The following is a 21,194-nucleotide window of genomic DNA, read 5'->3' on the forward strand; positions in this document are numbered from 1 at the left end:
AAGTGCCGGGATGGAAATGCCTCTTCCGATAACGACGGTCGCGAGCTGGGAGGAAGCCTTCGGCGGCTCATCGCGCCAGCCGCTGCTCGTGTTCAAGCACAGCACGCAATGCTCCATCAGCAGCGGGGCTTACGAGGAGCTCTCCAACTGGCTGGAGGATGCCGTGACGTTAACGCTCAAGCCGATCATGGTGCTCGTTCCGGACAACCGCGACGTATCCGACGCGATCGCCGCGCGATTGAATCTCAAGCATGAATCGCCTCAGCTGATTCTGGTGGAAGGCGGCAAGGTGTCGTGGCATGCTTCGCACTGGCGGATTACCTACTCAACATTAGACGAGCATCTCGGCACGCATTGCGAAAAGTAATATTTTGTCGTATCATTAAACGATAAGGTGTTATGGGGCGCGAGAAAAATTTGAACTAATGGAGAGTAGGACTGTGACGGTAACCATTTATGATGTAGCAAGAGAAGCAGGCGTGTCGATGGCGACTGTGTCGCGTGTCGTCAACAACAATCCCAACGTAAAACCTCAAACACGCAAGAAAGTATTCGAAGCCATCGAACGGCTCGGCTATCGCCCGAATGCCGTTGCCCGCGGTCTGGCGAGCAAGAAGACGACGACCGTCGGCGTGGTCATTCCCGATATTTCCAATGCGATCTTCGCGGAAGTGGCGCGGGGAATCGAAGATATTGCCAATATGTACCACTACAACATTATCCTGTGCAATGCGGATAAGAAGAAAGATAAAGAGATTCGCGTCATCAACACGCTTCTGGAGAAGCAGGTCGACGGTCTTTTGTTCATGGGCGGCGCCGTGACGGAAGAGCATTTGCAAGCGTTTAAGACGGCCAACGTGCCGATCGTGCTCTGCGCGACGACCGACGAGAACGGCACGATTCCTTCCGTCGATATCGATCACGAGGCAGCGGCGTTCGAGGCGGTGCAAACCTTGATCAAGAACGGACACCGCACGATCGCGATGATCGGCGGCACGCTGCAGGATCCGGCGAACGGCTACGCCCGTTTCCAAGGCTACAAGCGGGCGCTCGAGACGGCCGGCTTGACCTACGACGAGAACCTCGTGCGCATCGGCAATTACCGGTATGAATCCGGCGTCGATGCGATGAAATACTTCCTGGAGCAACCGGTCCGGCCGACCGCGGTCTTCTCCGCGACGGACGAAATGGCGATCGGGGCGATCCACTGCATCCAGGACGCCGGCTTGAAGGTGCCTGAAGATATTTCCGTCATCAGCGTGGACAACAGCCGCATGGCTTCCATGGTACGTCCCCAATTGACCGCCGTCGCTCAGCCGATGTACGATATCGGCGCGGTATCGATGCGTCTGCTGACGAAGCTGATGAAGAAAGAAACCGTCGACAACCCGAAGGTCGTCTTGCCGTATGAAATCGTTACCCGACAATCGGTAGGCAGCATCGAATGACGACGGCGTATGGCAAAATCGGCATCGTAGGCGCCATGGCAGAAGAAATCGAATTGCTTCACAAGCATGTCGCGAAAACAGGCTCGTTCATCATAGCGGGCATCGAATATACGGAAGGCAGTCTGCACGGCCACCAAGTCGTTTTCTGCAAATCCGGCGTAGGCAAGGTCAACGCGGCGGTATGCACGCAGCTGTTGATCGATGCGGGGGTGGAGTGCGTCCTGTTTACGGGCGTCGCGGGCGCGGTTGCGCCGAGCTTGAATATCGGCGATATCGTCATCTCGACCTCGTGCTTGCAGCATGATTTCGACGTGACGCCGCTCGGATTCGCGCGCGGACAAATTCCGTACCAGGACGTTTGGGAGTTTCAAGCGGATCGGGATCTCGTGGAGCTGGCCGGCGCGGCAAGCGAGCGTTTGTTCCCGGGACGGAGCCTGAAGGGCAAAGTGCTCTCCGGCGATCAATTCATCGCATCCCGCGATGCGGTCCGCGGGCTCTATGAAGAGCTTGGCGGCGCTTGTACCGAGATGGAAGGCGCCTCGTTGGCGCAGGTATGCGCGATGAACGGAGTTCCGTACGTCGTCATTCGTTCCATGTCGGATAAAGCGGACGGATCGGCGCATGTGAATTTTGTCGAATTCACGATTCAAGCTTCCATCAACTCGCATGCGATCATTGATGATATGCTCAAACATCTGTAAGCCGATCTGGTTTGCAGGCGTTATACAACAAAAGGCAGCCGTACATGCTCTCCAAGCGGAGAAGCGTACGGGTGCCTTTTTCGTTTATAGCTGATCCAATACGAGGTTCATGGTGCCTTTGTTGCGCGACTCGATTTCTTGCCGCCTTGGCATCGGCTCCCAAGACGCGAGATCGTCCAGCCAGCTGCCCGGAAGCGGATCTTCGCTGCGCGGAGCCCATTGCTCCAGCCAGCTCGCCGGCAGCGGCTCGTTCGCGCCGTCGTCGTTCAGGCGGTCCATCATCGCATGATCGGTCATGGCGAGCCAGACGAACGCCCAAGCACGGGGGACGACGCGCCAGATGTCGTATCCGCCTCCGCCGAGCGCGATCCAGCGGCCATCCGCGTAACGATGGGCAAGGTCGTGTATGATCATCGGCATGGCCTGGTAGATGCGCATGCTGCAGTGGATATGCGATAACGGATCGTAAGCGTGCGCATCGCACCCATGTTGGCTCACGATGACGTCGGGCCGGAAGACCTCTGCTGCCCGTTCCACTGTCGCGCGGAAGCTTTCGAGCCAGGAATCGTCTTCGGTGTACGGTTCCATCGGGACATTGACGCTCATGCCGAAGCCGGCGTCCGTGCCGCGCTCGGAGACGAAGCCGGTGCCGGGAAACAAGTATTTGCCGGTCTCATGGATGGAATACGTGCACACCTCGGGATCGGCATAGAACGTCCACTGGACGCCGTCTCCATGATGAACGTCCGTGTCGATATAGAGCACGCGAGCGCCGTATTGCTTGCGGATATGCGCGATGGCGACGGCGGCGTCGTTATAGACGCAGAAGCCCGAGCCGCGGTCGGGAAAGGCGTGGTGCAATCCGCCGGCCATATGGTAGGCATGCTTGGCTTGACCGCGCATGACTACGTCCGCCGCGAGGATGGAACCGCCGGCGATGGCGGCGGCGGCTTCGTGCACGCCCGGGAAGTACGGCGTATCCTCGGTGCTCAAGCCGTATTGATCCGCGCGGCCGGCCGCTTCGTGCGCCGGTTGAGCCAGGCTGAGATGCTGTACGGCTTCGATGTAATCCGGGCGATGCACGAGGCCCAGCTCAGCCTCGCTTGCCGGGGCTGCTTCCAAGATGTCGGTCTCGTTCAAGGCGCCGGCGGTTTCCAACAGATGCCGGGCAAGCGTCAGGCGAATCGGGTTGAAGGGATGCTCCTGGTTGAATTTATACCGTTTCGCATCGGGGGAATCGATAAACACGGCATTGGCCGTCATGCTGTTCATCTGCCTTTCTGCGCGTACGCTCGATTATGCTAAACCATGAATCGCTGCCGAAAGCGGACGCGATCGAATTGCTCCGCGGAGCTGAGGGGCACTTCCCGGCCGATGCGAACCATGAGACAGTTGGCGGGATGGGCGCAGATCTCGGGATCGTCCGTCGCAAACCAGACCATGCCGGCTTCTTTCATTAAATTTTCCATCATGGTCCGGTAATCCCAGACGCTCAATCCCGTTCCTTCGAGATCCCAGTGCCAGTAATATTCGGTCGTGTATACGATGGCGTTCTCTAATTGGCCGTCTTGAAAGGCGAGCAGAATCAGTCGTTTGGCCAATCCCAACCCGCGATAATCGTCCGCCACCTCGACCGCGCCGAGCTCGATCAGATCTTCCATGTTGCCTTCCGACCATCGCTCCAGTTCATCGGGGTAATGAAAGGTCACGTAACCGACGATCGTATCGCCGTCCCTGGCCGCGATGATCCGGCCTTCGGGAAGCCCGGCGATCTCCACGAGCGCCTGGAACTGCTCGGGCGGCCGCCTGAACGCATCCAGCTGGGCATGCAGCTTCAGACCGGCGAGCCGTTCGGCGGGAAGCGGGCCTTCGATGACGATTTCCCGTTCGCGAAAGGGGATGAGTTCGGTATGCAGCTGTTTGCGGTGTTCCAAAGAAGTCGGCTCCTTTCGCAAAATACAAGGCGCTAACGTTGCGATAGCCATGCTTATATTTCGCCGGAATGAAACGAGCTTGCCCTCCCGGTAAGAAAAGCGGCAACCGTTTCACCTTGTGCTACCCTACTTATATCAAAAAAAAGTTGGAATGAAAAGCATGGCCTCGCCAACGGCAGTCATGATATAATATGAAAGCGTATTCGAGTGCGTCTCGAAGAGAGAAATGAGAACGGTTTACTATGGGTAGGAGGATGATGAACGATGAGCAACACGCATCAAGAACGGATTCCGGCAGCGGCGTCCGGCTCCAACATGACAAGCTATGACGACACCTATGAACAGTTTAGTTTCGACCAGCTGGAGGAGCGATTCTCCTGGCACGAGACGGGAAAAGCAAACATGGCCTTCGAAGCAATCGACCGTCACGTCGAAGCAGGACGAGGCGGCAAGATTGCTCTCCATTATAGCGATAACGCGAGGGATGAATCGTATACGTTCGAAGAGCTGGCGAAGCAGTCGAACCGGTTCGCCAACGTGCTCCGGGGGCTTGGCATCGGGAAAGGCGAACGCGTCTTCATCTTCATGCCCCGTACGCCGGAGTTGTATTTCAGCCTTCTCGGCGCTCTGAAGATCGGCGCCGTCGTAGGACCGCTTTTCGAAGCGTTCATGGAAACGGCCGTCCGTGACCGGCTGCAGGACAGCGCCGCTACGGCGATCGTCACGACGCCTGCGCTGCTGTCGCGCATCCCGCGCGGCGAGCTGCCCGACTTGAAGCATGTCATCGTTTTCGGCGACGACGTGCAAGCGGGCGACGGCATCGTCGATTATACAGCCGAGATGGCAGCCGTGTCCGATTCCGCCGATATCGAATGGCTTGGACGCGAAGACGGACTTATTCTTCACTATACTTCAGGCTCCACCGGCAAGCCGAAAGGCATTTTCCATGTGCAAAACGCGATGATCCAGCACTACTTCACGGGACGGATCGTCCTGGATTTACAGCCGGACGACATCTATTGGTGCACGGCCGATCCAGGCTGGGTCACCGGTACCTCGTACGGTATTTTCGCGCCATGGCTGAACGGCGCGACGAACGTCATCCGGGGCGGGCGGTTCAGCCCGCAGGATTGGTACAAGACGATCGAACGCTATGGCGTGACCGTGTGGTACAGCGCGCCGACGGCATTCCGCATGCTGATGGGCGCCGGCGACGACGTCGTCGGTCAATTCAACCTGTCGAGCTTGCGTCATGTGCTTAGCGTCGGCGAGCCGCTCAACCCGGAAGTGGTCCGGTGGGGGCTTAAGGTGTACAATCAGCGCATCCACGACACGTGGTGGATGACGGAGACCGGCGGTCAGCTGATCTGCAACTACCCTAGCATGGACATCAAGCCAGGCTCCATGGGCAAACCGATTCCGGGCGTTCAAGCGGCGATCATCGACGATGCCGGCAACGAACTGCCGCCGTACCGGATGGGCAATCTGGCGATTCGTACCCCTTGGCCGTCGATGATGCGCAAGGTTTGGAACAACCCGGCCAAGTACGAAGAGTATTTCCGTATCCCGGGCTGGTACATCTCCGGCGATTCCGCGTATCGCGACGAAGACGGCTATTTCTGGTTCCAAGGCCGCATCGACGATGTTATCAACACGGCAGGTGAGCGAGTAGGGCCGTTCGAGGTCGAGAGCAAGCTCGTCGAGCATCCCGCCGTGGCCGAAGCGGGCGTCATCGGCAAGCCCGATCCGATGCGGGGAGAGATCATCAAAGCGTTCGTGGCGCTCCGTGAAGGCTATACGGCCACGGACGAACTGAAAGCCGACATTACGCGATTCGTCAAAGAAGGCCTCTCCGCGCACGCCGCGCCGCGGGAGATCGAATTCAAAGACAAGCTGCCGAAGACGCGCAGCGGCAAAATCATGCGCCGCGTGCTGAAGGCATGGGAACTGAACCTGCCGACGGGCGATTTGTCGACGATCGAAGATTAGAGTCCGTTAACGCTAATGTAACAGCAAAAAAACTTCCATCGCATCAAGCGCTGGAAGTTTTTTTGCTGTTTATTGAATGGCGATCGACGCGGACGCGGGGGATTCTCCCGCATCGTTAACGGCCGTTACTTGGAAGAATCCGCTGGTCAGCGGGGAGACGTATTCGAATCTCGCTTCGCTGGTGGAACCGATTTTTTTGAATCCGCCGGTACTGTTCGAGCTGTAGTATACGTTGTAGCCCGTCACCTGCTCGGCAGTCGCGTTATCGGTCCAGGTCAGCTTAATGCCGAGATCCGTGGTTTCGACGGAGATATTCATCGGCGTGGAAGGAGCGGTCAGCCCGCTTTCCGTTCCCGCCGGGCTTCCGTTATCGTTCGGCATGCCGATATTGATGTCGGTGCCCGTATCCGTGTCTTGATCGTGAGAGGTGTACGTTCCGCCGCCCGACGTGACGTAGAGGCTCGGAGCCGACTCCTTGCCCGCGACGTCAACGGCCGTCACGTAGTAGGAATAGGCGCCTTGGTTGGCGACGTAGTTCACGAAGCGCAAGTCTTGTCCCGTCAACACCGTCGTGTTCATGTTCGCGAACGTTCCGTCGTTGACGGCGCGATACAGGCGATAGCCGACGACGTCTTTATCCGGCGAGGCCTTGAACGTAATCCGGTAGGCGTTCCCGGTCGATACGGCCTCGATGCCGAGATTGGAAGGCGGCGTAGGCGCTCTGCCGTCGTCCACCCGAGGATCGACGAGGGACGGCGCATCCCGGCCCGCATCGGCCGGCACGAACACGCTCATCGGCTTGCGGGTGTCCGCCGGCAGCTTCGCCTGCGCGGCTTCGATTTCTTTCATCAGCTCGTCGAGCGGTTTCTCCCGTTTCACGACGAGCTGGTCGTGCACCATATCCGACGGCGTGGTAGGTTTCGGGATATAGTTGATGCCGTTGTAGGAGATGACGGACATTTTGACGAGCGCGTCGTCCGGTTCTTTCGGCAGGAATTTGGTGTTGAACCAGTCGGTCACCAGTTTGCCCTCGCTGCGCGTGAGATCCGTCGGCAGCTTGCCGCTCAGGCTCGAGACGGTCGATTTGACGATTCCTGAAGGCATCGTGAACTGCTTGGTCGGGAACAGCTCCGGCCGCTGGGCCGTCACCTCGTTCATGATATCCGACCAGATGATCCGCGCCCGGCTGCGGCCTTCCTTGGACAGGGTATAGATCGGTTTCTCGTAGCCGACCCATACGCCAAGCGTGATGTCCGGCGAGAAGCCCATGAACCAGACGTCGCCGTAGCTTTGCGTCGAACCGGTTTTGCCGACGACCGGGATTTTGCCGTAATTTTTGAACAAGGAAGCTACGCTGTGACCGGATCCCGCGGGATCGGAGATGACCGTGCGCATCATGTCCGTCATCAGGAAGGCCGTTTGTTCCGAGAACGCCCGGAGCGGCTTCGCTTCGTGCTGATAGACGATCTTGCCGTCCGCATCCGTGATTTTGCTGATCATGTACGCATCGTTGAAGACGCCTTTGTCGGCGATGGCGCCGTACGCGTTCGTCAGCTCTTCGACGGACACCCCGATGCTGAGACCGCCGATAACGCCGGTTTGCGCATAATCGTCTTCCGGCTGGATCGTCGTGATCCCAAGCTTGCGGGCGAACTTCCAGGCTTCCGGAATCGTGACGAGGTTGTTGAAAATTTTGAGCGCCGGAATATTGAGGGAGCGGTTCAGCGCGTCCCTGGCCGTCACGAGACCATAGAACTTCTTCGTGACGTTCATCGGAATATGGAAGCCCTTCTGGCCGTCCTTCATGACGATCGGCGAATCGTCGATGACGCTGGCCGGTTGAATGAGGCCTTTCTCGATGGCGGGCAGGTAGGCGGCGATCGGTTTCATCGTCGAGCCCGGCTGGCGCGTCATCTGCGTGGCATGGTTGAGCTGCTCCGTATAAAAATCGCGGCCTTCCAGCATGCCCAGGATCGCGCCGGTTTTATGATCCAGCATGATGGCGCCGGTTTGTTCCATGCCTTTCTCTTTGCTGTCGGCTTCGAAGTTGTTGGGATCCGAGCCGACCTTATGCATGGCGTTGTACACTTTCTTGTCGATCGTCGTATAGATGTGGTAACCGCCGTTCAACAGATGCTCGTGCGCTTCTTCGAGCAGCTGCGCGTTTTCTTCCTTGTTGACGTCCTCGGGCTTCATGCTCGGATTCTCCGCGAGCAGCAGCAATCCCGCCGCCTGTCGTTCGGACTCCAGCATGAGGAACGGGAACGTCGAGTAGGCTTTCTCCGTCGGCTTCGCCAGCGATTTCTGGACGTCGAAACTTAGCGCCTCGTCGTACTGTTCCTGGCTGATGCGGCCGGTATCGAGCATGCGTTTCAGCACGATATGCTGGCGGTCCATCGCGAGCTTGAAGCCGGACGGATTGAATTTCCCTTTGCTCGTGAAAGCCGTATACGCCGAAGGGCGCTGCGGCAGGCCTGCCAGATAGGCGGACTGCGCGATATTGAGCTTGGTCAGGTCGGTAATGTTGAATATCCCTTTGGCTGCGGCTTTGATGCCGTACAGGTTGTAGCCGCTGTTCCCGGTGCCGAACTGCACTTTGTTCAAGTAGGCCGTCAGGATCTCGTCCTTCGTCATGAATCGCTCCAACCGCAGCGCGAGGAAGATTTCCTTGGCTTTGCGGCTGTCCGTCTTGTCGAGCGTCAGGAACACCTGACGGGCGAGCTGCTGGGTGAGCGTGCTCCCGCCGGTCTGCGTGTCCTCGTTCAGCAGCTTCTGCTTGACCGCGCGGGCGAGACCGTTGAAGTCGACCCCGATGTGTTTGTAGAAATTATTGTCCTCCGTGGCGAGCACGGCATTTATGACTTGCGGGGGAATATCTTCCCGTTTAATAAGACGCCGGTCTTCTTCCGTCCGCAATTGGCCGACGGGGGTTTGTCCATCGTTAAAATACACGAAGCCGGTGATCGAGTTCTCGTTGATCTTGGCTTCGATCTCTTCGCGCGGGCGAACGGGTTCATCTTTGACGAAAGAGGCCACGTAGCCGGCGATGGCCGCCCCGGCAAACAATCCGATTAATATGCCGAATATAAAAAGCCATTTGAACGTAACGAGCGTCACGATACCAAAGGTCCGCCATTTGCTGTAGCCTTTGGTTTTCTGTTGACGGTCTTGATCCATAAAATGATTAGCCTCCTCCGATTAACAGCATTATTATAGCATAAATCGCCATTCGAATTGGAGGCTTTGGCAGACGAATTTGACCAGCTTTCGCCATAATTCCCTTTTTGTTCACCGTTGCGGCGAATAATCATTGACTTTACAGAGGGAGGTGTGTTATAAACGTTAGCAAGAAAAGTCCATATCGCAACGCGTTGAAGGGCTTCAGTAGGAATGCGGGCCGTCGATTCCAGAGAACCGGTGGGAGGTGCGAACCGGTACGCGCCGCAATTCGAATTACCGCCCCGAGCTGATCGGACGAACACGGGTTTCCCGCAACTGCGAGAAATCGTTCCAGTAGTCTGCATCCGGATGATATCCGTTATGATAATGAAGTGAGAGCCGCTTATATTGGCGTGCCGCGCAGCTTGCAGCGGGGCGCCCGGCGACTCTAACGAGGGTGGTACCGCGAGCAAATCCTTCTCGTCCCTTGAGGACGAGAAGGATTTTTTTCTATTTTCGGACGGGAGTGAAGACGGTTATGGTGACATGGGAACAATTGGATGACGATCAACGGCGGGAAGTGGAGCGTCAAATGGACGTCATCCGGCGGGGCGTCGCCGAGATTGTCCCGGAGGACGAGCTGAAGGCGAAGGTTGTCAACGCCGTCGCGACCGGGAAGCCGCTCAAAGTGAAATTGGGCTTGGATCCGTCCGCGCCGGACATCCATATCGGCCATACGGTCGTGCTGCACAAGCTGAGGCAGTTCCAGCAGCTCGGCCACGACGTGCAGCTGATCATCGGCGACTTCACGGGCCGGATCGGGGACCCGACCGGGAAATCGGAAACTCGCAAGCAGCTGAGCGAAGACGACGTGAAGCGCAACGCGCAGACGTACCAAAGGCAAATCTACAAGCTGCTCGATCCGGCCAAAACGACGGTCTACTATAATTCCGAATGGCTCGGACCGATGAGCTTCGCGGACGTCGTGACGCTGTCGGCCAAAGTAACGGTCGCGCGCATGCTGGAACGGGACGATTTCACGAAGCGCTACCAGTCCGGCCAGCCGATCAGCATTCACGAGTTCTTCTACCCGTTGATGCAGGGCTACGATTCCGTGGCGCTCGAGAGCGACGTGGAGCTCGGCGGCACGGATCAGAAGTTCAATCTCCTGATGGGGCGCACGCTGCAGAAGGAATACGGCAAGGCGGCGCAGGCGACGATCATGACGCCGCTCATCGAAGGCTTGGACGGCGTGCACAAGATGAGCAAGAGCTTGGGCAACTATATCGGAATCGACGAGGAGCCGAACGAAATCTACGGCAAATCGATGTCCGTTCCGGATGAGCTGATGCTGAAATACTACGAGCTCGCGACGGATATCGGATTGGAGGAGCTGCAGTCGCTGCGGTCCGCGATCGCGGACGGAAGCACCCATCCCCGGGATGCCAAGATGGCGCTTGCCCGCACGTTCGTGCGCATCTACCACGGGGAAGAGGCGGCAGCCGCGGCGGAGCAGCATTTCATCGCGGTGTTCCAGAAGCGCGCGCTGCCGGACGATATTCAGGAAGCGGCGCTGCAAGCATCCGACCTGGAAGAAGGCCGCATCGGCATTTTGAAGCTGCTGACGATCCTCGGTCTCCAAGCCTCGAGCAGCGAGGCGAAGCGGAGCGTGCAGCAGGGCGCGGTGCGAATCAATGAAGAGAAGATCGACGACTGGTCCGCCGAGATCGCGCCTGCCGACGGCGATATTATTCAAGTCGGCAAACGGAAATTCGCGAAAGTGGTTCTTCGATAACGAACGTTCGCAACAAGCTTATCGTGCGATGACTTCGCGCGGTAAGCTTTTTTGCTGCGTTTTGAAAGCATCTTGATCGGCAAGGTTCGAAATCGGCGGCGGCACGGAGCGAAACTTCTCTGACGTTGTGACGTAATAAATAACGGGTGTAATTCAAAAATATGGAATTTGTAGACGGGAGGGAGGGCTTTGGAGGGACTATTTCTCGGCTGCTTGTTCGGCGGCGTTTTTTTCGCGATCGTGAGCGTCGTGCTCGGAGACTGGTTGAGTCTTGCGCTGGACGGGATGCTCGATTTCCTGTCGTTGGACGGTCATCCCGTGCTGCAGCCGATGGCGGTCGTCGGCGGCATTACCGTCTTCGGCGGCGCGGGACTGCTCTTGAAGCATCACAGCTCGCTCGGAATCGCGCTTGTCGTGATCATCGCGATCCTGTGCGCGATCGCCGCCGCGATCGGCATTTATTATCTGTACGTGCGGCCGATGGACCGCAGCGAAAATTCGACGGGGTATTCGATGAAAGAATTGACCGGCATGATCGGCGAGGTGTCGGTGCCGATTCCCGCGATCGGGTTCGGCGAGGTGACGGTGAAGGCCGGCGCGGGCTTGACGAATCATATCGCGGCAAGCTTCGACGGCACCGAGATCGCATCCGGCGTTCGCGTCGTCGTCATCGGGGTCGACTCGCATACGCTCCTCGTATCCAAGCTGGAGCTTTAATCGCGCAAGAGAGGGGAATTTGCAAACATGCCAGATTATTTAGTGATTCCGGCAGCCGTTGTCGGCGTATTGATTTTGCTCGGGCTGGCTTTCTGGGCAAGATACCGGACGGTAGGTCCGGATAAAGCGATGATCGTCACGGGGTCGTTTCTCGGCGGCCGGAATGTCGCGGAAGACGAATCCGGACGCAAGAACAAGATCGTGCGCGGGGGCGGCGCGTTCATACTGCCGATCTTCCAGAAGGCGGATTTCTTGTCGCTGTTGTCCCATAAGCTGGACGTATCGACGCCCGAGGTCTATACCGAACAGGGCGTTCCCGTCATATGCGACGGCGTCGCGATCATCAAGATCGGCGGTTCCGTCGAGGACGTGGGGACGGCTGCGGAACAATTCCTCGGCAAGCCGACGGACTCGCTCAAGAGCGAAGCCCAGGAAGTGCTGGAAGGCCATCTCCGGGCGATCCTCGGCTCGATGACCGTCGAGGAAGTCTACCGGAACCGCGATAAATTCGCTCAAGAGGTACAGGGCGTCGCGGCACGGGATCTGAAGAAAATGGGACTCCAGATCGTGTCGTTCACGATCAAGGATTTGCGCGACAAGCACGGCTATCTCGAAGCGCTGGGCAAGCCGCGCATCGCCGCCGTCAAGCGGGATGCGGACATTGCCGAGGCGGAGGCGGTCAGGGATTCGCGAATCCAGAAGGCGCGCGCCGAGGAAGAGGGCTTGAAAGCCGAGCTGCTGCGGGACACGAACATCGCCGAGGCGTCCAAGGAGAAGGAGCTGAAGGTGGCATCCTTCAAGAAGGATCAGGATTCCGCCAAAGCCGAGGCCGACCAAGCGTACGCCATCCAGGAGGCGCGTTCGAAGCAGCGCGTCGTCGAGGAGCAGATGCAGGTCGAACTCGTCCGCAAGGAGCGGGAGATCGACCTGGAAGGCAGGGAAATCCTGCGCCGCGAGAAGCAGTACGACGCCGAGGTGAAGAAGAAGGCCGATGCCGACCGTTATGCGGTGGAGCAAGCGGCGGAAGCGGACAGGGTCAAGCGGATGCGCGAGGCGGAAGCGGCTCAGTACCAAATCGAGACGGAAGCGAAAGCGAACGCCGAGCAGAAGCGGCTGGACGGTCTTGCGATCGCGGACGCGGAGCGGGCCAAAGGGACGGCCGAAGCGGAGGTCATCCGGCTTCGCGGTCTGGCGGAAGCCGAGGCGAAGGAGAAGCTTGCCCAAGCGTTCGAAATGTTCGGCGACGCGGCGGTGCTCGATATTATCGTGAAAATGCTTCCGGAGCTGGCCGGCAAGGTTGCCGCGCCGATCGGAGCCATCGATAAACTGACCGTCGTCGACACCGGTCGCGGCGAAGGCGCCGCGCGCGTCAGCAATTACGTCACCTCGCTCATGGCGACCGCGCCGGAAATGCTGAAGAGCGTATCCGGCATCGATCTGGGCGAGCTGGTGAGAGGGCTGACGAACAGGGGGCTGCCGGCTGCGGCCGGAGCTGGGATGCTGACTGCGGCAGCCGGCGCCGCATTGGCGGCCGAGCCGAAGGCGAAGGACGACCCGGCTTGAAGAAGATCCAATGATCGCGTGCTTAACGCGATCAGATTGTGAGATTGGCCCGTGTATCCATGCGATTGGCATGAGCATACAACGGGCCGAAGAACCCGCTCCGCATGGAGCGGGTTCTTCGGCATGATCGACGGTCGCAAGCCGTCATTGGTCGTCGCCGCGACAGGAGCGCCCGGTTGAACGGCGAATGTAATATAGCAGCAAGCTTCGCGAGCGGGAGGCGATTCCAATTGATCAAGCTGCATACGTGTTACGTGAAGGACTTTCACGGCAAATGGGAGATGGGCAAGAGCGTCGCGCAGTATCACATCCTGCTTGTCGTGACGAAGGGCAAGATCCTTTATTGGGTCAACGACGAGACCGTTTTTTTGCAGAAGGGCGACGTCATCTTCATACCGGCCGGGTCGATCCGCGGAGGGACGTCCATCGAAGAGCATCAGCGGTACGCGACGCATTTCACCTTCGCGGAGCATGACGCGGCCCTGCTGCCGATCCTGCGGGAAAAGCATTACAGCAAAACGACGATCGCCGGATTCGAGTATTTCAAGCAGCGCTTCCTGTTGTTGAAGCATCATTGGCTCATGCGGGGACCGTATTCGGAAACGTCGTGCTACGCCGTTCTGCTGGAGCTGCTCGGCATCGTGAATTACGAGCGGGACAAATGGAAATTCCCGGCCAAAAAAGTCGATATGGCGGAAGACATCAAGAAATACCTGCTTGATCATTACAAGGAGTCCGTCACGTTGAACGATTTGGCCGCGTATGCCGGGAGGACGCCGAATCATCTCTCGCATGTGTTCAAATCCGTCACGGGGCAGTCGCCGATCGAATACCTGCACCATGTCCGGATTTCCAAGGCGAAAGAGCTGATGTTCGATAAGATGCTGCCGATCAGCGCAATCGCGGAAGAGACCGGTTTTTGCGACCAGGCGTATTTCAACCGGGTGTTCAAGAAGCTGACGGGCTGCTCGCCGACCGCATTCCTGAAGGGACGGACGGATTGATCGGCGCGCTTGATAGCGTTGTCAACCAAATCGTGGAATCGTACAAAAGAAAACCGGATTGTTACTCGATCGGCCGCCGATTACCTCTTATGATTAAGACAGGAAGCGCACGAATCATAGGGAGGGAATTGCGAGTGGATCCATCATGCTTGAAGTATGCTTTGACGGAAGAAGAGCGAAGAACGTTCAACGATACCGGATATTTGATCATCGAGGACGCGCTGAATCCGGAGCAGATCGCGGAGCTCACGAGGGAATTCGACCGGATTTACGAGGCCAAGCTGAACGAGGGACACGACCCGAAGACGGCGCTGTTTTATCCAAATTTCATTCCGGACCACGATGTTTTTCTTGACCTGGTCGATTATGAGAAGGTACTGCCGAAAGTATGGGGGCTGCTCGGCTGGAACATTTATTTGTACCATGCCCATATGATCTCGACGCCGCCGAACGGCCAAGCGAAGAACGATGCCACGTTCGGCTGGCATCAAGACAGCGGGCGCGTCAATCTGGAGATGGAATCCCATCCGCGGCCGCGTTTGTCGCTCAAAGTCGCTTACTTCTTGTCGGATGTGTCCGAGCCGGACCGCGGCAATTTCTGGATCGTGCCCGGAAGCCATTTGAAGGATGAACTCGAAATGCCCGCGGATCGTCAGGGACAGCCGGAAGGGGCGATGCCGGTCCGCGTCAAGCCGGGCTCGGCGGTGTTCTTCGACAGGCGGCTGTGGCATGCGGGAACGCCGAATTGGTCCGATCTGACGCGCAAAGTGTTGTTTTACGGCTACGGCTACCGCTGGATCCGCACGAAGGACGATATGACGGTCCAGCATCTATGGGATCGCAGCGATCCCATTCGCCGTCAGCTGCTCGGCGCCGGGGTAAACTGCAACGGCCACTACACCCCGACGGATGCCGATGTTCCCCTGCGAGGATGGCTGAAGGAGCATCAGCCGGAGACGGCAGCGCGGTAGTCGGAGGGACTGCAGCCGGCGTACGTCTTGAAGGCGCGGCTGAACGCATGAATCGTCGAGTAGCCCAGCTGCTCGGCGATTTCCTGCATGGGCAAGAAGGTATACTGAATCATGTTCTTGGCCTTCTCCATCCGGATTCGCTGGTGATATTGGATCGGCGTCAATTGGAAGACCTGCTTGAACAGATGAATGATATAAAACTTGCTGAGATGAAACCGTTCGGCAAGCTCGTCCAGCTGCACGCTTCGATGCGCATTGTGATCGATATAAGAGCGGACCTCGGCCAGCATCTCCAGCTGACCGTCGTTTTTCGTTTGGCTTCCCCACCATTGCTCGCGCATGATTTGAGACAAGATGGCCAGCAGGCAGCTTTTCATGCGGAGCTCGTAGAAGGGAGGCTTGGTCTCGAATTCCCGGATCAGCTCGAACAAGGCTTGCTCCAGCGGAAGCGGATCGATCGGACGGAAGCGATTCGGCACGTAATAGGGCCGGTCATTCAGCTCGTTCGTCCGAAACCATCCTCTTTCCTTCGCGTTCATCTGCTCCAGCGGCTTGAACGACACGCCGACCTCCGTGCTGTCGGGAAGCGCGGTCAGGTCGAAATGAACATGAGGCTGGCGAATGCGCGTCTCGCCGATCACCCGAATCGAATGGCGCTGCCCCGGTTTGAAAAAGAAATAATCCCCCGGACTTCCATGATGCACCTCGCCCTCCACGGTGACCGACAGTTGTCCCTCCATCAAATACAGCAGCTCGTAATCCCAGAGAACCCGTTCGTCCAATTTCCATGATGCATCCAGCACGCTGTCCATTGCGACCCGGACAAACGGGGAAAGACCGTCTACATGCAAGGTTGGCCACCTCCGCAACAATTGATAAACAACTCCGCAATAAAAGCTAAAGGAAACCTATCCTTCCCATTATATAATAGGTTCGATTCAGCACAACAATAGATACATGAGGTGATCATGCATGCTGCAAAATCAAAGACTGGGCTTGGGGCTGTCGACCGCGCCGCTCGTTACGAAAGCGCGCACGAGATCGATCACGGCGGAGAATCCGAACGGCGAGAAGGGACAGGGAGGCAAGGAAGCAAGCAACCTTGGCGCCGGTCGAAAAGGCCGGCCGGCCATCACATTGAAGCAATGCGAGGAGACGGTCATCGCCCAGATTCAAGGAACGGGAATCATCCAGCATTTCTGGATCACCGTCGCCGATCAAACCGGCAAAGGACATGCAGGGCAGTACGTGCTCCGGGACCTCGTTCTCCGCATGTATTGGGACGGCGAGACGGAACCGTCGGTCGAAGCGCCGCTCGGCGATTTCTTCTGCAATGGCTTCGGCGTGCGTACGAACGTCAATTCGCTTCCGATCTCCGTCGTTCCGACGGGCGGGATGAACTGCTATATCCCGATGCCTTTTCGGCAAGCCGCGAAAGTCGCGATCGTGAACCAGCACGCCTCGGATATCGGCGGTTTCTTTTATGCGTTCAATTACGCGCTCGTGGACGAGCTGCCGGAGAACACGGCGTATTTCCATGCGCAGTGGCGCAGGGAGGCCGTAACCGAGCTTGGCAAAGACTACACGATTCTCGATAACGTCAAAGGCTCCGGTCAATACATCGGCACTTACCTTGCATGGGCGGCGCTGGAACGGAATTGGTGGGGCGAAGGCGAGATCAAGTTCTACATGGACGGGGACGAGGAGTGGCCGACGATTTGCGGCACGGGTACCGAGGATTACGTCGGGGGAGCCTGGTGCTTCAACAATATGCGCACGAACGAGCCGGAATCTTACTCCACGCCATACTTGGGCTATCATTTCTACCGCGAGACGACCGACATTGACGCCTGGTACGGGCATAACGTGCCGATGCACGGCATGTACCGCTGGCACTTGCCGGATCCGATCCGCTTCGAAAGCGACCTGCGGGTGACGATTCAGCAAATCGGCCATGACCATACGAAATTGTTCGAGCGCGCGGACGATATCTCGTCCGTCGCCTATTGGTACCAGATGGAGCCCCATGCGGCGTTCCCGGCACTGCCTCCGGTTAACCGAAGATGGCCGAGATAAGGTCGCGAGGAAGCGGATGCCGCGATCTAGGCAAAAAAAGAGGTCCAAAGCATTTGCTTTGGACCTCTTGACTATTAACGGCTGTAGAACTCGACGATTTGTTTCTCGTCGATCTCTTGCGGAAGCTCGGCGCGTTCCGGAAGACGAACGAATTTGCCTTCAAGCGCGGCATCGTTGTATTCCAGGTAGTTAGGAAGGAAGTTGCGGCCTTCCACGGCTTCTTTGATCGATTTCAATGCACGGCTGCGTTCGCGAAGTCCGATCACGTCGCCTACGGAAACCGTGTACGAAGCGATGTCGACTTTCTTGCCGTTAACCGTTACGTGGCCGTGGGATACGAGTTGGCGAGCACCCGCACGGGAGTTTGCGAAACCAAGACGGTAAACCAAGTTATCCAAACGGCTCTCGAGGAGGGCCATGAAGTTTTCACCGGCGATACCTTTTTGTTTCGATGCTTTGTCGAACAGGTTACGGAATTGTTTCTCGTTCACGCCGTACATGTGACGAAGCTTTTGTTTCTCTTGCAATTGAACGCCATAGCCGCTCATTTTTTTGCGTTGTCCGGGACCGTGTTGACCGGGAGGGAAAGCGCGTTTCAATTCTTTGCCCGTTCCGCTCAGGGAGATGCCGAGGCGGCGGCTTAGTTTAAACTTAGGGCCTGTATATCTTGACATGTGTCGTAAAACTCCTTCTTCAAATGGGATGTTTGAAAATGGGTGTTTCGCCGAGTGCTGTCTCCGCTTCATCGCGCGCGATGAAAGCCTAACCGGAATGTTCAGCCGCAGTCCCGTTAGCGACAGTCTCTTGAGGGTGACACAAAACCGTTCCCATGTATTCAACTATAGATATTATATAAATTCACAGCTCTTTGTCAAGCGATTCAATCGGTTTAGGATACGAGAAACGGAACCAAATGAGTAGAAAATGAAAAAGTGAATCTAAAGTCCTATTATATTCCATCATTTCTAGTGCATTCAATCTAGTTTTCAAGTATAGTTAAAGAATAGAAACATTATAGAGACGTAGTTGGTACGACGAGGACGGGGTGATGCTGCGTATGATGAGTTCCAGAGATATGAATTTGCCGAATCCCGCTGATCGTTGGGTTACAGATTTATTAGAAGCGCAGCAGCCTGACGTTTGGTTGCCTCAAGGCGATTTTCGCATCGACGACGAGCTTAGGGTCAACGCCGTGTTGAAGCAAACCTGGAGCGACTGGCTTGCGGAAGCCATGGAGATGTCGTCGCCGCTGCTGGATCATAGATTGCGATTATTGAACGCGAGAGGCGATGTCGTCGCCCGCTGGGGGAGCGACAACCCGATTTCCCATATGCACGTTTTGGAAGAGACGGTCCGCAGCCGGAAGAACAAGTCGTCCGTCCTGGCGAAGTTAAGATTCGAGACGGCCGCAAGCCGCGAAACCTACCTTCCTTTGTTGCAAGCGGCGGCTCTCATGATGCGCGAAATTTACGATCACACCTCCGATCTGCTGGCTGTCCGTCAGATGATGAAGCAGCAGCAAATCAACGATAAAGAAGCGCGCGGCAGGGACAATATGTTTCAGGTATCCAAGCGTCTTCACGATCAGAACGACGTCTATTCCGTGCTTCACGTGCTGCTTGACGACGTTGAGCACATGTACCCGAACGCTGAAGCGAACTTGTATTTGTCGCAGGATTTCATTAACGGCGATCCCCGGGTCAAACCGCTGATGCTGCGCAACGCGAACGAGGATTCGAACGCGAACGCGTTTCTGTCGGGCAAACCGGTTTCTTCGCTCGACGGCGATTCCGGGAGGATCAACGTGGCGATCCCGATGCGGGGCAAGCAAGCCGTATACGGCGTGCTGAGCTTGAAGCTGCCGCGGGAAGAATGGGATGAGCTTGAGCAGCGGTCGATGGTCATGCTGGCCGATACCGCGGGTTCCGCGTTCGAGAACGCCAAATTGTTCGAGCAGTCCAACCTGCTGATCGGCGAGCTGCAGCTGATCAACGAATTGACGAAGCGGTTGAACCAGTCGCTCCGGTTGAACGAGGTGTTCGAATTCGCGATGACCGAGCTTTTGCATATTTTCAAGGCGGATTATTGCAATTTGCTGCAGCTCAGCTCGGACGGCAGCGGTTTTCGGGTCGTGTCGAGCAATCTGCCGGCCGCGACGAACGAGACGTATTCCACGGAATACGGATTTTGCGGGATCGTCTACGGCACGGGGGAACCGCTCATCATCTCCGATTATTCGTCGACGCGGGTCGTCGACTCGCGATTGATGGACATGACGGGATCCAAATCGTTGATTGCCGCGCCAGTCATGGACGGCACCGGCGTTGTCGGGGTGATCATGGTATCGCATCGAAGCCCGAACTACTTCTCGTACGAGAACTACAAGCTCCTGCAGGTGCTTTCGACGCACATCGGCCTTGCGGTCTCCAATGCTTCCTTGCACGCGGAAGTGCGCCGCATGGTCATTACGGATAATTTGACCGGCCTCCACGCCCGGCATTATCTGAACGAGCAGATCCAGTCCCGTCAGCGGAAGGACCGCAGCGGGTCGCTCGTACTGGTCGATATCGACCACTTCAAGCGCGTCAACGATACATACGGGCATCTGATCGGCGACAGCATCCTGGTTATCGTGAGCGATGCCATCCGTTCATGCATCCGCGACACCGACATCGCTGCGCGTTGGGGCGGGGAGGAGCTTGCCGTCTACTTGCCGAAGATTCGCGCCGAACAAGCGTATCGCATCGCGGAGCGAATCCGCGTCATGGTGGAGACGCATACGAGCCCGGCGGTGACGGTGTCCTGCGGCATCTCCGAGTGGACCTCCGAAGAAGAGAAGATCAGCGTCGAATCGTTGTTTTACAGAGCGGACATGGCGTTGTACGAAGCGAAGAAAAACGGACGAAACCGGATCTGCGTCGGTTGAACCGACGATGTCGACGCAAGGGGCTCTTATGGGCCGTCTTTTTTATGGCCGTGTACATAAAGAGCGGAGTTCGAACAGACGCTATCCGAGCAAGCCTTTCGAGGCGAAAAAAGGATGGTGAGCATGAATGAGAGCAAGCCGAATCGCGATCTATTGCTGCTTGCTGCTGGCAATGGCCGGCTGCGCGCGCAGTTCCAACCGCTCTCCCGAGGAGCTGTTGTCGCTCGCCGTGTCAGGACTTTCGGGCGTGGACCGTTATGCGTTTCAGGGCAATGCCGGCATTGGGCCGAACAGTCGGGCCGCCGGCAATCCGGTCGGTTTTCGGGGAACGGTAGAAAACCACGACCAAGTAAGCATGCGTTCGATAGATCCGAATACGTCGGCGACAGCTATTCATCCGCTGGAGCTGCTGAACGAAATCGAAGCCACGGCTGCCAAGACGGAGCTCGTTCCCGAGGAATCGGACAAGCAGCGGGCCGTGCTGCGCATTACGGCCGATCCGAAGAAAGCGGCCGCGGTCTGGGCCGAACGGCTGCGGAGCGAACTCGCCATGCTGGAGAAGAAGGTCCCTGAGGGAACAGTCGCTCGAGGGAAAGGCGAACGCGCGCTGAACGCTGCCGCTCGGTCCGCGCTTCAAGAGGAATGGTCCAAGGAGCTTGCCGGTTCGAAGAAGCAGCTGGAAGTTATGCTATCCACGATGCAGGTGCGTTCCGTCTGCAAGCTCGTGATCGATCGGAAAAGGATGCTGCCGCGATCGCTCGAGCAACGGACGGATTTCCGTTATCAAGCGGGCGGAGAAAATAGAAGCGAGAACCGCAGCATGAACCTATCTTTCGAGCGATCCTGACAGGCGATGGCATGTCCGTGCATCCGGCATTCAAACATGGTAGGATGTTATCGTATGAACTAAT

General features: G+C 57.3%; 17 protein-coding genes and 1 other annotated feature. Of the genes, 12 read left to right on the forward strand and 5 right to left on the reverse strand.

All coding sequences use genetic code 11. The features are described from left to right. Positions 1–10: 10 nt before the first annotated feature. The 3 genes from ytxJ (at position 11) to GT019_RS21195 (ending at position 2,149) form a co-directional block, all read left to right on the forward strand. Positions 11–367 (forward strand): bacillithiol system redox-active protein YtxJ, encoded by a 357-nt coding sequence (gene ytxJ / locus GT019_RS21185; RefSeq protein ID WP_161745190.1) that lies wholly within the window; start codon positions 11–13, stop codon positions 365–367. Between the two features lie 73 nt (positions 368–440). After that, positions 441–1,448 carry a catabolite control protein A gene (gene ccpA / locus GT019_RS21190; protein ID WP_161745191.1) on the forward strand — a complete coding sequence of 336 codons (1,008 nt, stop codon included), beginning with the start codon at positions 441–443 and terminating at the stop codon, positions 1,446–1,448. After that, positions 1,445–2,149 (forward strand): 5'-methylthioadenosine/adenosylhomocysteine nucleosidase, encoded by a 705-nt coding sequence (locus GT019_RS21195; RefSeq protein ID WP_161745192.1) that lies wholly within the window; start codon positions 1,445–1,447, stop codon positions 2,147–2,149. The genes ccpA and GT019_RS21195 overlap by 4 nt, the downstream gene beginning before the upstream one ends. A gap of 84 nt (positions 2,150–2,233) precedes the next feature. On the opposite strand, the gene GT019_RS21200 is transcribed toward GT019_RS21195, so the two are convergent. Further along, a complete protein-coding gene (locus GT019_RS21200) occupies positions 2,234–3,412 on the reverse strand; it encodes an acetoin utilization protein AcuC (RefSeq protein ID WP_161745283.1) in 1,179 nt (392 codons plus the stop codon). 38 nt (positions 3,413–3,450) lie between these two features. Beyond that, positions 3,451–4,083 (reverse strand): GNAT family N-acetyltransferase, encoded by a 633-nt coding sequence (locus GT019_RS21205; protein ID WP_161745193.1) that lies wholly within the window; start codon positions 4,081–4,083, stop codon positions 3,451–3,453. Positions 4,084–4,347: 264 nt separating this feature from the next. Here GT019_RS21205 and acsA point away from each other — a divergent pair, with 264 nt between their 5' ends. Continuing rightward, complete coding sequence (acsA, locus tag GT019_RS21210) at positions 4,348–6,072, forward strand: acetate--CoA ligase (RefSeq protein WP_161745194.1); 1,725 nt, start codon at positions 4,348–4,350, stop codon at positions 6,070–6,072. 69 nt (positions 6,073–6,141) lie between these two features. Here acsA and GT019_RS21215 read toward each other — a convergent pair whose 3' ends face one another. Beyond that, positions 6,142–9,249 carry a transglycosylase domain-containing protein gene (locus tag GT019_RS21215; RefSeq protein ID WP_161745195.1) on the reverse strand — a complete coding sequence of 1,036 codons (3,108 nt, stop codon included), beginning with the start codon at positions 9,247–9,249 and terminating at the stop codon, positions 6,142–6,144. Positions 9,250–9,434: 185 nt separating this feature from the next. Then, positions 9,435–9,722, forward strand: a binding site (T-box leader). Positions 9,723–9,772: 50 nt separating this feature from the next. Between GT019_RS21215 and tyrS the strand changes: the two genes are divergently transcribed. The 5 genes from tyrS (at position 9,773) to GT019_RS21240 (ending at position 15,281) form a co-directional block, all read left to right on the forward strand. Further along, complete coding sequence (tyrS, locus tag GT019_RS21220; RefSeq protein WP_161745285.1) at positions 9,773–11,026, forward strand: tyrosine--tRNA ligase; 1,254 nt, start codon at positions 9,773–9,775, stop codon at positions 11,024–11,026. A gap of 189 nt (positions 11,027–11,215) precedes the next feature. Then, entirely contained in the window at positions 11,216–11,743 is a 528-nt protein-coding gene (locus GT019_RS21225) for an NfeD family protein (RefSeq protein ID WP_161745196.1), read from the forward strand. Positions 11,744–11,770: 27 nt separating this feature from the next. After that, positions 11,771–13,306, forward strand: a complete 1,536-nt coding sequence (locus GT019_RS21230; protein WP_161745197.1) for a flotillin family protein — start codon at positions 11,771–11,773, stop codon at positions 13,304–13,306. Positions 13,307–13,536: 230 nt separating this feature from the next. Continuing rightward, the gene (locus tag GT019_RS21235; RefSeq protein WP_161745198.1) at positions 13,537–14,310 is read left to right on the forward strand and encodes an AraC family transcriptional regulator; all 774 of its coding nucleotides are present in this window, start codon (positions 13,537–13,539) and stop codon (positions 14,308–14,310) included. A 134-nt stretch (positions 14,311–14,444) separates the two neighbouring features. Continuing rightward, positions 14,445–15,281, forward strand: a complete 837-nt coding sequence (locus tag GT019_RS21240; RefSeq protein ID WP_161745199.1) for a phytanoyl-CoA dioxygenase family protein — start codon at positions 14,445–14,447, stop codon at positions 15,279–15,281. Here GT019_RS21240 and GT019_RS21245 read toward each other — a convergent pair. Further along, positions 15,257–16,132, reverse strand: a complete 876-nt coding sequence (locus GT019_RS21245) for a helix-turn-helix transcriptional regulator (RefSeq protein WP_161745200.1) — start codon at positions 16,130–16,132, stop codon at positions 15,257–15,259. The genes GT019_RS21240 and GT019_RS21245 overlap by 25 nt on opposite strands. A gap of 121 nt (positions 16,133–16,253) precedes the next feature. On the opposite strand from GT019_RS21245, the gene GT019_RS21250 reads away from it, so the two are divergent. Then, positions 16,254–17,357, forward strand: coding sequence for a glycoside hydrolase family 172 protein (locus GT019_RS21250; protein WP_161745201.1), 1,104 nt, complete (start codon positions 16,254–16,256; stop codon positions 17,355–17,357). Positions 17,358–17,431: 74 nt separating this feature from the next. Here the strand turns inward: GT019_RS21250 and rpsD are convergent, their stop codons facing one another. Further along, entirely contained in the window at positions 17,432–18,031 is a 600-nt protein-coding gene (gene rpsD, locus GT019_RS21255; RefSeq protein WP_161745287.1) for a 30S ribosomal protein S4, read from the reverse strand. 470 nt (positions 18,032–18,501) lie between these two features. On the opposite strand from rpsD, the gene GT019_RS21260 reads away from it, so the two are divergent. Both GT019_RS21260 and GT019_RS21265 read left to right on the forward strand, forming a co-directional pair. Continuing rightward, the gene (locus tag GT019_RS21260; RefSeq protein WP_235948830.1) at positions 18,502–20,283 is read left to right on the forward strand and encodes a sensor domain-containing diguanylate cyclase; all 1,782 of its coding nucleotides are present in this window, start codon (positions 18,502–18,504) and stop codon (positions 20,281–20,283) included. Positions 20,284–20,410: 127 nt separating this feature from the next. Further along, the gene (locus tag GT019_RS21265; protein WP_161745203.1) at positions 20,411–21,130 is read left to right on the forward strand and encodes a hypothetical protein; all 720 of its coding nucleotides are present in this window, start codon (positions 20,411–20,413) and stop codon (positions 21,128–21,130) included. Positions 21,131–21,194: the final 64 nt, after the last annotated feature.

This window comes from Paenibacillus glycinis (assembly GCF_009909185.1).
Taxonomy (GTDB): domain Bacteria; phylum Bacillota; class Bacilli; order Paenibacillales; family Paenibacillaceae; genus Paenibacillus_Z; species Paenibacillus_Z glycinis.